The organism is Mesobacillus boroniphilus JCM 21738 (assembly GCF_000517385.1).
Taxonomy (GTDB): domain Bacteria; phylum Bacillota; class Bacilli; order Bacillales; family Cytobacillaceae; genus Mesobacillus; species Mesobacillus boroniphilus.
Genome location: NZ_BAUW01000004.1, coordinates 87,063 through 101,919, shown reverse-complemented (window position 1 = coordinate 101,919; position 14,857 = coordinate 87,063). Strand labels below are relative to the sequence as shown.

Annotated in this window: 8 protein-coding genes, 1 tRNA gene, 6 pseudogenes and 1 other annotated feature; all 15 genes and pseudogenes read left to right on the top strand. The window is 45.2% G+C overall.

The annotated features are described in order from the left end of the window. Nucleotides 1-333: 333 nt before the first annotated feature. The 15 genes and pseudogenes from JCM21738_RS02680 to JCM21738_RS25090 all read left to right on the top strand — a co-directional run bounded on the left by JCM21738_RS02680 (nucleotide 334) and on the right by JCM21738_RS25090 (nucleotide 14,728). Nucleotides 334-1,405 (top strand): annotated as a pseudogene (locus JCM21738_RS02680) (GerMN domain-containing protein). Between the two features lie 129 nt (nucleotides 1,406-1,534). Then, on the top strand, nucleotides 1,535-2,290 hold the full coding sequence (gene rph / locus JCM21738_RS02675) for a ribonuclease PH (protein ID WP_023627091.1): 756 nt from the start codon (nucleotides 1,535-1,537) through the stop codon (nucleotides 2,288-2,290). Between the two features lie 14 nt (nucleotides 2,291-2,304). Further along, nucleotides 2,305-2,881: pseudogene (locus JCM21738_RS25105) on the top strand (XTP/dITP diphosphatase); the annotation flags it as partial. A gap of 18 nt (nucleotides 2,882-2,899) precedes the next feature. After that, nucleotides 2,900-3,424, top strand: a complete 525-nt coding sequence (locus tag JCM21738_RS25100; protein WP_023627093.1) for a metallophosphoesterase — start codon at nucleotides 2,900-2,902, stop codon at nucleotides 3,422-3,424. Nucleotides 3,425-3,544: 120 nt separating this feature from the next. Continuing rightward, nucleotides 3,545-3,621: transfer RNA gene (locus tag JCM21738_RS02660), tRNA-Arg, on the top strand. Between the two features lie 357 nt (nucleotides 3,622-3,978). Beyond that, nucleotides 3,979-4,880: pseudogene (gene ilvE / locus JCM21738_RS02655) on the top strand (branched-chain-amino-acid transaminase). Nucleotides 4,881-4,918: 38 nt separating this feature from the next. Then, nucleotides 4,919-5,170, top strand: a binding site (T-box leader). Between the two features lie 84 nt (nucleotides 5,171-5,254). Next, nucleotides 5,255-6,962: pseudogene (ilvB, locus tag JCM21738_RS02650) on the top strand (acetolactate synthase large subunit). After that, complete coding sequence (ilvN, locus tag JCM21738_RS02645; RefSeq protein ID WP_023627096.1) at nucleotides 6,959-7,474, top strand: acetolactate synthase small subunit; 516 nt, start codon at nucleotides 6,959-6,961, stop codon at nucleotides 7,472-7,474. Before ilvB ends, ilvN begins: the two are co-directional and overlap by 4 nt. Before the next feature lie 35 nt (nucleotides 7,475-7,509). Beyond that, entirely contained in the window at nucleotides 7,510-8,532 is a 1,023-nt protein-coding gene (ilvC, locus tag JCM21738_RS02640; RefSeq protein WP_023627097.1) for a ketol-acid reductoisomerase, read from the top strand. Then, nucleotides 8,519-10,056: pseudogene (locus JCM21738_RS02635) on the top strand (2-isopropylmalate synthase). Before ilvC ends, JCM21738_RS02635 begins: the two are co-directional and overlap by 14 nt. Before the next feature lie 32 nt (nucleotides 10,057-10,088). Continuing rightward, nucleotides 10,089-11,201, top strand: a complete 1,113-nt coding sequence (leuB, locus tag JCM21738_RS02630) for a 3-isopropylmalate dehydrogenase (RefSeq protein WP_023627099.1) — start codon at nucleotides 10,089-10,091, stop codon at nucleotides 11,199-11,201. Nucleotides 11,202-11,295: 94 nt separating this feature from the next. Continuing rightward, nucleotides 11,296-12,705, top strand: a pseudogene (leuC, locus tag JCM21738_RS02625) (3-isopropylmalate dehydratase large subunit). A gap of 252 nt (nucleotides 12,706-12,957) precedes the next feature. After that, on the top strand, nucleotides 12,958-13,554 hold the full coding sequence (gene leuD / locus JCM21738_RS02620; RefSeq protein WP_023627101.1) for a 3-isopropylmalate dehydratase small subunit: 597 nt from the start codon (nucleotides 12,958-12,960) through the stop codon (nucleotides 13,552-13,554). Nucleotides 13,555-13,706: 152 nt separating this feature from the next. After that, entirely contained in the window at nucleotides 13,707-14,219 is a 513-nt protein-coding gene (locus JCM21738_RS25095) for a tetratricopeptide repeat protein (RefSeq protein WP_243462856.1), read from the top strand. Next, the gene (locus JCM21738_RS25090) at nucleotides 14,219-14,728 is read left to right on the top strand and encodes a hypothetical protein (RefSeq protein ID WP_243462855.1); all 510 of its coding nucleotides are present in this window, start codon (nucleotides 14,219-14,221) and stop codon (nucleotides 14,726-14,728) included. Before JCM21738_RS25095 ends, JCM21738_RS25090 begins: the two co-directional genes overlap by 1 nt. The last annotated feature ends 129 nt before the right edge of the window (nucleotides 14,729-14,857 follow it).

Here is a 14,857-nt window from a genome sequence, read left to right as displayed (position 1 = left end):
TTTATAAGAAAGCATAAAACTTTTTACTTAGATTAGTGTCTAGCTCCAGCGGCTAGCCCCTCGAGTCGCCTGTCTAGTTGCGGCTCCTAACTCCTCGAGACGCTTTGGACTTGGACAGTCGCCTTCGCATTTCGATTTCGGTCTGCCCAATGAAGTCAAAGAACGGCTTCACCGGTCGTCCCTCCAGCGCTTGTCGGGGCTGATCAAGGCGCTTGCGCTTTTCTTAATTGCTTATTATTGTATTTTATTTGACCAAAAATCTTCTCAAAGGCGGTCTAAAAAATCCAAAGGCTCGTATACATGTTAGTACAAACTGTCTTTGGAGGGATTTATATGTCAAAAAATAAAAAGGCTGTGGTCGTTACAGCTGCTACATTGGCAACTACGGTATTCCTATCAGGCTGCGGGCTGTTCGGGGGCGAGGAAAAGAAGAAGATCGATCCTCCCCAGGATGTCACTTCCATGGAAGATGGGGAGACGCTTGATGAAAATGTTTCTACAGAAACAAATGAGGATGGAAAAGAAGCAGTTGAGACGTCCATTCAGACAGAACTTTATTTGATTGATAAAAATGGTTATGTCGTCTCACGGACGATGAGTCTACCGAAAAAAGAGGGTGTAGCCCAGCAGGCGCTGGAATACCTTGTTGCAAATGGGCCTGTTGAGCAAATGCTTCCAAATGGTTTCAGGGCCGTCCTTCCAGCTGACACACAAATGACAGTGAACATTAAGGACGGAACAGCAACAATAGACTTTTCAAAAGAATTTGCAACCTATAAAAAAGAGGATGAGAAAAAAAATTCTTCAGGCTGTGACATGGACGCTTACACAATTTGATACAGTTGATGATGTGAAGCTTCAGATGAATGGCACTCCACTTGAGGCAATGCCTGTAGGCGGTACTCCTATTGGGGGAGAGTTAAGCCGTGCAGACGGCATCAACATCGACAATTCCGATGTCGTTGATATCACAAATACCAAAGCAGTAACTGTTTATTATATTGGCGGTGAGGAAGGCGCATATTATTATGTTCCTGTAACAAAACGCGTCAGCAATGATGTGAAGGATAACATTACCGCAATTGTGAACGAGCTAGTGGAAGGGCCAGCATATGCATCCAACCTTCTGTCAGATTTCCAATCGGATGTGAAGCTGCTGGACGAACCTAAGTTTGAGGATGGAAAGGTAACATTGAACTTCAATGAATCTATTTACGGCAGCTTTGAAGAAAAAATGGTATCTGAACACTTGCTGAATTCACTTGTACTGTCACTAACAGAACAGAATGGCGTTGAGAGTGTGGCCCTTACGGTGAATGGAAAGGCGGATGTGCTGACAGAAACGGGAGAAAAATTGGCTGAGCCGGTTACAAGGCCTGAAAAAGTAAACATAGGTAGTTTTTAATAGCCAGATTTTGATATACTAAATAAAGACATTCAAAGAGGCAGGCGTATATCCTGCCTTTTACTTATTTATTTATTGTGTTTTCCAGGCAGGCTGTCTGCCTTTTATCATGCTAAGGAGGGCTTTAAAATGAGATTTGATGGACGTGAAACCTTGCAATTAAGACCAATACATATTGAAACTGATTACTTGAAACATCCGGAAGGCTCTGTGCTGATCTCTGTTGGAGATACGAAGGTGATATGTACTGCCAGTATCGAGGACCGTGTTCCTCCATTTATGAGGGGCGCAGGAAAAGGATGGATTACGGCAGAATACTCTATGCTGCCACGCGCTACCGAACAGAGGAATATTCGTGAAGCGGCCAAAGGAAAGATCAGCGGAAGGACGATGGAAATCCAGCGTTTGATCGGCAGAGCGCTGCGCGCAGTTGTGAATCTTGAGGCTATAGGGGAGCGTACTGTTTGGGTCGATTGTGATGTCATACAAGCAGATGGCGGCACGCGTACTGCTTCAATCACCGGAGCTTTTGTTGCGATGACTATGGCCCTTGAGAAGCTGAGCAAGCAAAAGAAGCTGTCTGCTTTTCCTGTGATGAACTTTCTTGCTGCGACTAGTGTTGGTATCTTGAAGAATGGCGAGGCTGTTGTTGATTTGAATTATGTCGAGGATTCTGCTGCCAATGTCGACATGAATGTTGTCATGACAGGCAATGGAGAATTCGTTGAACTGCAGGGTACTGGAGAAGAAGCTACTTTTTCATACAGCCAGCTGCAGGAGCTTTTAAAGGCAGCACAAGATGGAATAACGGAACTCTTCGAAAAACAGAAGGAAGCTCTAGGAGAAGAATTGACTGCCAAGATTCAGGGAGCAAAACAGAGATAGGAGAGATCTCAAAGATGGAATCAGTGATAATCGCGACAAAAAACATAGGAAAAGCAAAGGAATTCGAGAAGCTTTTTTTGCCAAAAGGGTTAGCGGTAAAAACATTGCTGGATTACCCAGATATTGAGGATGTAGAAGAAACAGGGACAACTTTTGAGGAGAACGCCATCTTAAAAGCTGAGACAATCGCTAGTAATCTTGGAGTCAGAGTGATTGCGGATGATTCTGGACTCGAAATTGATGCACTGGAAGGCCGACCAGGTGTCTATTCGGCACGATACGCAGGTCCTGAAAAAAATGATGAAAACAACATCGACAAAGTTCTTGAGGAACTTCAGGATGTGCCAGAAAAGGAGCGTACCGCAAGATTTTGCTGTGCGCTCGCAATGGCAGAGCCAGGCAAGGAGACATTGACTGTATTCGGGACATGTGAAGGAAGAATCCTGAATGAAAGACGCGGTACCAATGGGTTTGGCTATGATCCAATTTTTTCGTGGAAAAAGAGGGTAAAGCAATGGCAGAATTGGCCTCAGACGAAAAAACAAAATCAGCCATCGGGCCAATGCGATCAGAAAACTGGATGACCTTCTGAAAAAGGGTGAGGACAGCATGAGTAAGGTGCTGATTGTCAGTGACAGCCATGGGTCAACAGAGGTACTTGAGGTAATTGAGAAGCTGCATGGAAATGATGTCGACCTAATGATCCACTGCGGTGACTCAGAGCTTTCTGAAAGCGATGCTGCTATTGTGAATTTCAGTTCGGTCAAAGGGAATTGCGACTTTTATGGCAACTTTCCTGAAGATGATACCCATGTCGTGAGTGGTGTGAAAATATTTGTGACGCATGGGCATCTCTACTCAGTAAAGTCTACTCTCGTAAATTTATACTATAAGGCAAAAGAACTGCAGGCTGATATCGTATGCTTTGGGCATTCACATTTGCTAGGAGCAGAAATGGTCGATGATGTGCTGTTTATCAATCCCGGAAGCATCAGACTTCCACGGAGCAGGACTGAAAAGAGCTATGCCATCCTCGAACTGGAGAACGAAAAAGCTATATTGCGGATCTATGACTATGGCAATGGTGAGTTGACTGAGTTAAGGCAGGAGTTTTCACTTCACAAAACGAATTGAAACTAATATAATTATTTTCTGAGGGAAGTCAGCAGGTTTCCCTCAGAAAAAGTTGTAATTTTTTATTGACATTTAGTTGTTTGGCTAATATAATAAATCTTGTCTTTAAAAAACAACCAAGTCCCAGTAGCTCAGTTGGATAGAGCATACGCCTTCTAAGCGTACGGTCGGGAGTTCGAATCTCTCCTGGGACGCCACTTAAACTACATACTTTAACTCACCTTTTTGAAAGGTGAGTTTTTTATGTCCTCTCGTTCCTACCCACTATGAAACTGAAGTCCAATAAAAAAATTTTATTTTTTGCAAATATGAATATATCAACAATGTAAGCGTATACAAATTAACTAACTAATCTAAATTATCAAATAATTTAGAAAAAGGGTGTTGACGAGGGTGAAAATTGGGCGTAAGATAATCCTCAAATAAAAAAACAAGTTGAAAGCCTCTAAATTGAACCAGGGTTTTATATTAATTTTTTGATAATGTAAAACTGTATTTTTTCAACTTGATAATTTAATAATTTAAAGCGTCTATTTGTTAAAGGAGTGTTTATTGTGCCCGATCAGTGGATTTACTTAAACGGTGAATTTGTCACCAAGGAAAATGCTAAGGTTTCGGTATATGATCATGGATTTCTATACGGAGACGGTGTTTTTGAAGGGATACGGGTATACAGCGGCAATATTTTCAGGATGGAAGAACATATGGACCGGCTTTACCGGTCAGCTAAGTCCATCATGCTGAACATGCCACACTCTAAGGAGGAGTTCACCGGACTGGTTGTTGAAACGGTGGAACGGAATCAACTAAGAGATGCTTATATCCGGATTGTCGTTTCCAGGGGTGTCGGAGATCTTGGGCTGGATCCTTACAAATGCCCGAATGTCAATGTCGTCATCATTGTTGAGCCTCTGTCTATTTTTCCAAAGGAATTGTATGAACGCGGACTGGAGATTGTAACTGTCGCGACAAGGAGAAATCGGCCGGATGTGTTGAGTCCAAAAGTGAAATCACTGAATTATTTAAATAATGTACTTGTAAAAATCGAAGCGCATCTGGCAAATGTAAGTGAGGCGCTCATGCTGAATGACCAGGCTATGTTGCCGAAGGATCAGCGGATAATATTTTTATCGTCAGGGGAAATGAATTCATCACACCGCCAGGTTATGTTGGAGCACTTGAAGGAATCACTAGGAATGCGGTAATTGAAATCGCCAAAAATCTTGGGTATGAGGTCAAGGAGGAACCATTTACCCGCCATGATGTATACACAGCCGATGAAGTATTCCTTACCGGGACAGCAGCAGAAGTGATCGCAGTTGTTAGAGTAGATGGAAGAGTCATCGGTGATGGAGTACCAGGACAGCATACACAAAATATCCTGCGCGAATTCAGGGCAAAGGTCGTTGCAGATGGAATCCAGGTCTATCAGGAAAAAGCCCATCAAGTAAGTTAATTTTCTTTTGGTAAACTTTCAATATCTAATTGAATAAGGATAAAGCGAGGACAGGGACAAGTAATTAAATGCGATCAGCATGCACAGAGAGCCGGGGTTGCTGGAAACCGGTGATGCCGCACTAAATGAACTCACCCTGGAGCGCCAGTTTGAAAGGACACCTAGTAAAACTGGTCGAGTGCATGGCACTTGTTATAAAAACCGGCAGCTGAGCTGTCACGAGTGCACGCATCATGCGTGAATAAGGGTGGTACCGTGGAAAAGGAGATAAAGCCTATTCCATCCCTTTGCCTGGGCATACCTTAGGCATATGGAGATGGATGGGCTTTTTTATTTTGAAAAAAACAGTGAGTTCACAATGGGAGGTTCGATAAATGGAAGCTGCCTTGAAGGAAACAAAGGCTAAAACGAATGAAGTAACCGGTGCGGATTTACTACTTAGGGCGCTGGAAAAGGAAAATGTCGAAGTCATTTTTGGCTACCCGGGAGGAGCTGTCCTTCCGATTTACGACAAACTCTATGATTCTAAAATTCTTCATGTGCTGCCAAGGCATGAACAGGGAGGAATCCATGCAGCGGAAGGATATGCACGGGTCAGCGGGAAACCGGGCGTGGTAATTGCTACATCTGGACCGGGAGCGACCAATATCATCACCGGCATTGCGGATGCAATGATGGACTCTTTGCCGCTGGTCGTATTCACAGGCCAGGTCGCGACAGGGGTGATCGGCACAGATGCCTTCCAGGAAGCCGACATTCTTGGCATCACCACTCCTATCACGAAGTACAACTATCAGATTAGGGAAATAAAAGACATCCCGCGAATTATCAAGGAAGCATTTTATATTGCGACAAGCGGAAGGCCTGGCCCAGTCGTCATCGATTTCCCAAAGGACCTGGCAGCGGGTGTATCGGCAGAACCAGCTGAGGAGGAAATTCATCTTCCTGGTTACCAGCCGACTACGGAGCCGAATTTCCTTCAGGTAAGAAAACTGTCCGAAGCAGTAAGCAGGGCCAAAAGGCCGGTGATTCTCGCAGGGGCAGGTGTCCTCCACGCGAAGGCGTCGAGCCTGTTAAAAGAATACGCAGAACAGCAAAGCTACATGTTGTCCACACATTATTGGGGTTGGGAGGCTTTCCGGCCAACCATGAATTGTTCCTTGGAATGGCTGGGATGCATGGCTGCTATGCATCGAACATGGCGCTTTATAATTGTGACCTGCTGATCAATATCGGAGCACGATTTGATGACCGGCTGACCGGTAACTTGAAGCATTTCGCTCCAAAGGCAACGGTTGCCATATAGATATCGACCCGGCTGAAATCGGCAAAAATGTGCCAACAAAAATTCCGGTCGTCGGTGATGCAGGAGAGGCGCTAAGACAGTTGCTGAAGCTGGCAGGCAGTCCACCTGAACAGGAAGAATGGGCGGAAACGCTCGCTGCCTGGAAGGAGGATCATCCTTATCATTACGAAAACAGCGAGGTGCTAAAACCACAAAAGGTGATGGAGCTCCTATATGAAAAAACCGCGGGTGAAGCAATTGTCGTTACCGATGTCGGCCAGCATCAAATGTGGGCGGCACAATATTATCAACTCCAGCATGCTGATCGATGGGTGACCTCAGGAGGACTCGGAACAATGGGATTTGGGCTTCCAGCAAGTATTGGAGCACAGCTGGCAGATCCGACTGCATGCGTTGTGGCCGTTCTCGGAGATGGAGGCTTCCAGATGTCAACGCAGGAGCTGGCGGTCATCGCTGAATTTAAGCTGCCGATCAAGATAGCGATATTCAATAACCAAGCGCTTGGGATGGTCAGACAATGGCAGGAGATTTTTTACAAAGAAAGATATTCCCACAGTAAAAATCCGGTCCAGCCATCTTTTGTAAAACTTGCCGAGGCCTATGGTATCAAAGGGTTTGAAATCAACTCTGAAGCAGAAGCACATTTGGTCCTGAATGAGGTCCTGCATGACAAGGAGCCGGTGCTGCTCGATTTCAGGGTCGATGGTGCAGAAAATGTCTACCCGATGATCGCGCCTGGAAAAGGAATCCACGAAATGGTGGGAGTGAAGAAATGAAAAGAATCATAACGATGACGGTCTTGAACCGGCCGGGAGTACTGAACAGGATCACGAATCTATTTTCAAAGAGGAACTACAATATTGAAAGCATTTCGGTAGGCCTGACCGAGCAAGAGGGAGTTTCGCGGATTACATGCGTTGTCCATGTGGAGAATGACGGGATGGTCGAGCAAATCACGAAACAGCTTAATAAACAGATTGATGTCCTTAAGGTGGCTGATATCAGTGACCAGGCGATTGTCGCCCGAGAGCTTGTTCTCATGAAGGTGCCTGTCCTTCCACACAACAGGGCAGAGATTTATTCGATCATTGAGCCATTCCGGGCATCGGTAATTGACGTCAGCAAGGATAGCATCATCATCCAATTGACAGGCGAAACGGAAAAGATTGAAGCGTTTATCGATTTGATTAAACCATATGGAATCAGAGAATTGGCTCGTACCGGAACGACCGCATTCCCAAGGGGAAACCAGCGCACCGGCCAGCAAAAATCGTTTTCATTTATGTGAAAAAACTAAATTTTAATTCGAAAGGGAGAGGTAATATGGCGAAGATGTACTATAACGGAGATGCGAATGAGGCTTATTTTAACGGAAAGAGAGTGGCAGTTGTGGGGTACGGCTCACAGGGCCATGCACATGCGCAGAATCTCCGGGACAGCGGGGTTGAGGTTGTCGTTGGCTTAAGGCAAGGGAAGTCATGGGAGAAAGCGGAGCAGGATGGCTTTGAGGTTAAAACAGTTGCGGAAGCTGTGGCGTCATCACATGTAGTCATGATTCTTTTGCCGGATGAGAGACAGACCGCTGTCTACAAAAATGAGATTGAACCACAGCTGACAGGCCAGGCGCTTATGTTCGCCCACGGATTTAACGTTCATTTTAATCAGATTGTCCCGCCGGAAAGCTGCGATGTCTTGCTTGTCGCACCAAAGGGGCCGGGCCATTTGGTCAGAAGGACTTATCAAGAAGGAGCAGGAGTGCCAGCACTGTTCGCCATTCATCAGGATGTTTCGGGGACGGCGAGGGAACTTGCGCTGGCATATGCGAAAGCAATCGGTGCTTTGAGAGCGGGAGCACTTGAAACAACCTTTAAAGAAGAAACTGAAACGGATCTATTCGGGGAACAGGCAGTGTTATGCGGCGGGCTGACCTCGCTCGTGAAAGCAGGCTTTGAAACCCTTGTTGAGGCAGGCTACCAGCCAGAACTGGCTTATTTTGAAACGATGCATGAGCTCAAGCTCATTGTAGACCTGATGTATGAAGGCGGACTCGAAGGTATGCGCTATTCGATTTCTGACACTGCTCAATGGGGTGATTTTGTCAGTGGTCCGAGAGTGGTAAATGACCAGGTTAAAGAGGAAATGAAAAGAGTTTTGACCGACATCCAGGAAGGTTCTTTCGCGAAAGGCTGGATTGCGGAAAATGAAAACAACAGACCGGTCTTCAATAGCATCAATGAAAAAGAAAACACCCACCAGATTGAAGAGGTGGGGAGAGAACTGAGAAAGATGATGCCGTTTGTCAATAAACAAAAGCAGAGAGAAGTGGTTGCCAGTGCGAAGAATTAACATTTTTGATACGACTTTGAGGGATGGAGAGCAGTCAGCCGGGGTCAATCTTAATTTTTCCGAAAAGCTTGAGATTGCGAGGCAATTAGAGAGGCTGAATGTTGACATAATTGAAGCTGGGTTCCCAGCCGCATCTAAAGGAGACTTTGCTTCAGTAGCCGAAATTGCACGACAGATCAAAGGGTGTTCGGTTACAGGGCTGGCGAGATCGGTTTTAACAGATATCGACGCAGCATGGGAGGCATTGAGACAAGGCGCAGAGCCGAGGCTTCACCTGTTCATCGCCACCTCGCCAATCCACAGGATCCACAAGCTGAAGCAGACAAAAGCTGAGGTCGTCGAAACGGCGGTCAGAACCGTGAAGTATGCGGCAGCCAAGTTTCCTGTCATTCAATGGTCTGCGGAGGATGCTTGCCGGACCGAGCTTGATTTCCTTGCTGAAATCGTTGAAGAGGTTATTAAAGCCGGTGCAAAGGTCATCAATATTCCTGATACTGTCGGTTATATTTCGCCGCAGGAATATGGCCAAATATTCACTTACTTGCGAGAGAATGTTCCTTCTATTAGTAAGGTCGAACTTTCAGCACATTGTCATGATGACCTTGGAATGTCCATCGCAAATTCACTTGCAGCTGTATCGGCAGGAGCCACACAGGTTGAAGGAACGATCAATGGGATAGGTGAGAGGGCAGGAAACGCTGCGCTTGAGGAATTTGCTGTTGCGCTTCATATCCGCAAAGATTTTTACCAGGCGGAAACAAGATTGAACCTTAAGGAGATTAGCAGAACGAGCAGCCTTGTCAGCAAGCTGACTGGTATGGCGGTGCCGGCCAATAAAGCAGTGGTCGGAAGGAATGCTTTTGCCCATGAATCGGGAATCCACCAAGATGGGGTTTTGAAAGAGAAAACTACCTATGAAATCATTTCACCGGAACTTGTTGGACTGCAGAATAACTCGATGGTTCTCGGAAAGCACTCCGGCCGACACGCATTCCGCAACAGGCTGAGTGAAATCGGACTGACCGTTCCTGATCAGGATATCAATAAGTTATTCTCTGTTTTCAAGGAACTTGCAGACAGGAAAAAGGAAATGACGGATGATGACCTTGTGGCGATCATCTTGAAGAGAAGCTGTCAAAAGAACAGCAATATTATCGTCTCGATTCCATTCAGGTTCAATATGGGACCAACCAGGTTCCTACCGCGACAGTCACCCTGTATGGCTGCCAAAATGAAAAGATTCAGGAAGCTTCCACCGGTTCTGGCAGTATTGAAGCTTTATATAATACGCTTGAAAATTGCATGAAAGAAAAAGCTAGCTTGCTGGATTACAGGATTCAATCTGTTGGAGCTGGCAGGGATGCCCTGGCCCAGGTATATGTAAAGCTGAATTTTGGCGGCGTCGAGACGAGTGGAAGAGGCCTTGCACAGGATGTTCTTGAGGCTTCGGCAAAAGCCTACCTTAATGCAGTCAATAGAGTTCTTTATATGGAAGAAACGAAGAAGGTAGCAGTTAACGGTTAAAAAATATCATCAAGAAATCGGAGGCGAATGTAATGGAAAAAAGAATCGCAATCCTGCCAGGAGATGGCGTAGGCAAAGAAGTAAGCAGGGGGGCGGTTACAATCCTCCAGGCAGTAGCTGAGCTTTTTAATCATAAGTTCCATTTTACTTATGGAGAAATCGGCGGAGCAGCCATCGATGAGTTTGGAACCCCGCTCCCCGAGCGCACATTAGATCTCTGTAAAGCTAGTGATGCTGTCCTGTTAGGCGCTGTGGGCGGTCCTAAGTGGGATAAGTTGCCTGGACATATTCGCCCCGAAAAAGGCTTGTTGAAAATCCGCAAAGAGCTCGGGTTATATGCGAATGTCCGGCCGGTTCAATACTATTCCAGTATTTCAGGGATTTCACCGCTTCGCAAGGAAGTCGTTGAAGGAGTCGACATGGTAATGGTCAGGGAATTGACCGGCGGACTCTACTTTGGAAAACCGAGTGAAAGAAGTGTCCAGAAAGGCGAAGCTTCTGTAGTGGATACATTGTTTTACCAGAAAAACGAGATTGAGAGAGTCATCCGATATGCATTTGAGTTGGCTGCCATTAGAAAAGGCAAGGTCACTTCTGTGGATAAAGCAAATGTTCTGGAATCGAGCCGAATGTGGCGCGAAACAGCAGAAGAGGTGGCGAAAGACTATCCTGATGTTCAACTCGACCACATGCTGGTCGATAATGCGGCGATGCAGCTAATCAAGAATCCGCGCCAGTTCGATGTGCTCGTCACAGAGAATATGTTTGGTGATATTTTAAGCGATGAAGCATCCGTGCTGACCGGCTCGCTTGGCATGCTGCCGTCAGCCAGTGTATCGGCTGCGGGGCCATATCTGTATGAGCCAATCCATGGTTCTGCGCCAGATATTGCTGGTATGAACGCGGCTAATCCAATTGCGATGATACTGTCAGCTGCGATGATGCTGCGACTATCCTTTGACCTTGATGACGAAGCTGAGGCAATCGAGAATGCGGTAGAGCAGGTGCTGGACGCGGGCAGCAGAACACGCGACATTGCCTTATTTGGCACTCCGTTCTTAACAACTGAGGGAATGGTTGAGGAAATTAAAGCGGCTCTATTGGACAATGAAGCGATCCTGAATATCATGAGTGCTTACACATAAGGCCGGAACTATCGGCCAGTTTGAAAATCTGTGAAAACAAACACTAAGCCAGGCAGGCGAAAAAGAAGTGTTTTTAAAAAAGGGGAGGGTATCATTGGGGAAAACGATCATCGAAAAAATTTGGGAGAAGCATATAGTACATCAGGAAGAAGGCAAACCAGACCTGGTGTATATCGACCTTCATCTTGTCCATGAGGTAACCTCGCCGCAGGCTTTTTCGGGACTTAGGATGAAAAATAGGTCTGTACGGAGACCGGATTTGACATTTGCGACGATGGACCACAATGTACCTACGATCAGCCGGAGTGAAATTAATGATCCTGTTGCGAAAAACCAGATGGATACTTTAAGGGATAATTGCCTTGAATTCGGCATTCCTTTGGCTGATCTCGACAGTCCTGAACAGGGCATTGTCCATGTCATCGGACCTGAGCTGGGCTTGACACAGCCAGGAATGACGATTGTTTGCGGGGACAGTCACACTTCGACGCACGGTGCATTCGGAGCACTGGCATTCGGAATTGGTACGAGTGAGGTTGAGCATGTCCTTGCGACTCAAACACTCTGGCAGACAAAACCAAAAACCCTGAAAGTTGAAGTGTCTGGCTCTCTGGCACCAGGCGTGAGCGCAAAGGATTTCATCCTATTCATTATCAGTAAATACGGAGTAAACTTCGGTACTGGTTACGTAATCGAATTTAGCGGCGAAGCCATCAGGAAGATGTCGATGGAGGAAAGGATGACAATTTGCAATATGTCAATTGAAGGAGGAGCTAAAGCTTCTCTTGTCGCCCCTGACGAAAAAACCTTTGCTTATCTTAATGGAAGGAAATATGTTGCGCAAGGAGATGCCTTCCTCGATAAAATATTGGAATGGCAGCAGCTCTCTTCAGATGAAGATGCAGTGTATGACCACGTAATTAAAGTAGATGGCAATGGTATAGCGCCTATGGTCAGCTGGGGCACGAACCCATCGATGACTTCACCGGTCACGAACAGAGTGCCTTACCTAAATGATTGTGATACTGATACTGAAAGGAAGTCACTAGAAAGGGCATTATCATATATGGGGCTGGATGAAGGCCAGCCAATTACAGATATTAATGTAACCAAGGTCTTCATTGGCTCCTGCACGAATTCAAGAATAGAGGATCTCAGGGCAGCCTCCGAGATTATCAAAGGAAAAAAAAGTCGCTCCTGGAGTCGAAGCAATTATCGTGCCTGGTTCCCAGCAGGTCAAGAAGGCGGCTGAAGCAGAAGGCATTGCCCAGGTATTTATAGAAGCAGGATTTGAATGGAGAGAATCCGGCTGCAGCATGTGCCTGAGTATGAATGCAGACATCGTGCGGCCGGGGAACATTGTGCTTCCACTTCAAACCGCAACTTTGAAGGCAGACAGGGCGCGGGGGCACGAACCCATCTAGTCAGCCCGGCTATGGCAGCGGCTGCCGCACTTCACGGGCGTTTTGTCGATGTCAGGTCGATGGCCAGGATTACTGTTTAGTTTCTTTTTTACCAAATAAAGGACGAAAGCGCAATTAATCGTTTTGATGGTGCAATTAATGTGATTTTTGGTTCAATTAATGGCTTAAATGTTGTAATTATCGAAGTTTTTCGTGCAATTATCTTCGCTTAGTAAGAGAATAATTTTTTCTAGCAAGAATTGAGCCAAAAACCCGAAACCAGTAAATTTCATCTTAGTTCACTATCAATATGGTATTTACAATACAATACTTTTCTATGAAAGGAGCCTGCAATGTCCAGTTTTACAGAAATGAAGGGAAAAGTCGCTGCGATGGACCGGACAAATGTTGACACAGATCAGATCATTCCAAAGCAATTTCTGAAAAGAATCGAAAAAACAGGTTTTGGGCAGTACTTGTTTTACGACTGGCGCTATAAACCAAACGGAGAGCTGAATGGCGACTTTGAGCTCAACCACCCGGATAACGAGGGGGCAAGTATTTTAATAGCGAATGAAAATTTCGGCTGCGGTTCATCCAGGGAGCACGCACCATGGGCCTTGCTTGATTACGGATTCAAGGTTATAATCGCCCCTTCTTTTGCTGATATTTTTAAACAGAATTGCCTGAAGAACGGAATCCTTCCGGTTGTACTGCCAGAAAAAGACGTTTTCTATTTACTTAAGAAGGCGAGCGGGCAGGCGTATGAACTGACCGTTTCACTAGAACAGAAGAGAGTTTATGATAACCAGGGATTCGAAGCCGAATTTGATATCACTCCATATTGGTATAATATGCTCCTTAATGGCTGGGATGAGATCGAACTAACGCTACAGCTCGAAGGAAGTATCAAAGTATATGAAGAAAAGCTTATCGAAAAAGTAATCTGATATGAAAAAATTACGAAGATTCACAGGCCCTGCTTGTGAATCTTTTTGATTTTTCAAGGATTCGTGCTAAACTTTCTAAAAAAGCTGAACTCATGAAGTGTAAATCACGGAAATCAATAGAGTGCAACTATTAATAGTAAGGCGGTATGTTTATGAATAAGCGGGAATCAAAAAAGGACAAAGTGATCCTGTTTCCCGGTCTAGAAAAGCGTCTGTTGGAAAAGGGCCTGGATTATTTGAAACAGAAAAAGTACAGGGATGCGATTCAATTTCTCGAGCAGGCATTGGAGCATGACCCTGAGAATGGTGATGTATTCGTTGGCCTTGTTCTTGCTAATTATGAAGCAGGCAATACCCATCAGGCGAAGGAACTCGTGGCAGAGATGCTGCGGAGCGGGCTGGGTGATTACATCCAAGCAATTGACATGTATTTAATGATCCTTGTCCAGTTGAATGAATACAGTGAAGTCGTCACGACTATCGAAGCTCTATTGGAAGAGCGGGAAATTCCGGCAGACAAGCATGAGCATTTCATCACCATGCTCGAATTCGGCAGGCGGATGCTTAATGGCGAAACAGAAATGGAGCCACGGAGAGTTTTGAAGAGGAACCTGAAGAGGATGAGCTTAATCTTTTTGACTATAAGAGCTCCAATGACCAGGTAATGATTGCTGCAGGCCTCGCTAAGGTAAACATAAGACCCTATTTAATAAAAATAAGGGAGTATGTCGCATCAGAAGATGGCCACCCTTTCTTAAAAACAATGCTGCTTAATATTTTAAAAGAACAAGAGTATGATGAAGAATTACATGTATACAAATTCGGCTGGACAGAAGACTTCAATCCAGTAAATTTACCGGAACTGAAGGATTATGTTGAGAACAGTGGTGTGATCCAGCTATTAAGCCATGAAATTGAAAATGATGATCCTGTTTTATTTGAAAATGTCCAAAGATTGGTCGAGCGGTATTACTTTTTGGTTTATCCATTCAAACTGTCAGTCGGGCAAGCTGAGGCATGGGCTGCTGCCTGCCATTTCGTTGCAAATGAGTATTATGGATTTGAAGATCCACTAGAGTCATTTGCTGAAATATACAACAGCCAGATTGAGGAGACACAACAGGTTCTGGATTTTATCCGGAGGCTAGAAGAAATTTCTTACCCGATAATATAGTCCAAGCTGTTGAAACGAAATAAACCTGTGTTATAATGTAGTGGTTGTATTATGTAAAAATCATTCTATTTTACATTTAATCTGGAATATTGCTTGGTAAACAAGGGTATTCATCGTCGAATGAAAATG

What these genes read in the sequence shown, in the direction of transcription:
- rph (WP_023627091.1), top strand. Translation starts at nt 1,535, where the DNA reads ATGAGATTTGATGGACGTGAAACCTTGCAATTAAGACCAATACATATT.
- JCM21738_RS25100 (WP_023627093.1), top strand. Translation starts at nt 2,900, where the DNA reads ATGAGTAAGGTGCTGATTGTCAGTGACAGCCATGGGTCAACAGAGGTA.
- ilvN (WP_023627096.1), top strand. Translation starts at nt 6,959, where the DNA reads ATGAAAAGAATCATAACGATGACGGTCTTGAACCGGCCGGGAGTACTG.
- ilvC (WP_023627097.1), top strand. Translation starts at nt 7,510, where the DNA reads ATGGCGAAGATGTACTATAACGGAGATGCGAATGAGGCTTATTTTAAC.
- leuB (WP_023627099.1), top strand. Translation starts at nt 10,089, where the DNA reads ATGGAAAAAAGAATCGCAATCCTGCCAGGAGATGGCGTAGGCAAAGAA.
- leuD (WP_023627101.1), top strand. Translation starts at nt 12,958, where the DNA reads ATGTCCAGTTTTACAGAAATGAAGGGAAAAGTCGCTGCGATGGACCGG.
- JCM21738_RS25095 (WP_243462856.1), top strand. Translation starts at nt 13,707, where the DNA reads ATGAATAAGCGGGAATCAAAAAAGGACAAAGTGATCCTGTTTCCCGGT.
- JCM21738_RS25090 (WP_243462855.1), top strand. Translation starts at nt 14,219, where the DNA reads ATGATTGCTGCAGGCCTCGCTAAGGTAAACATAAGACCCTATTTAATA.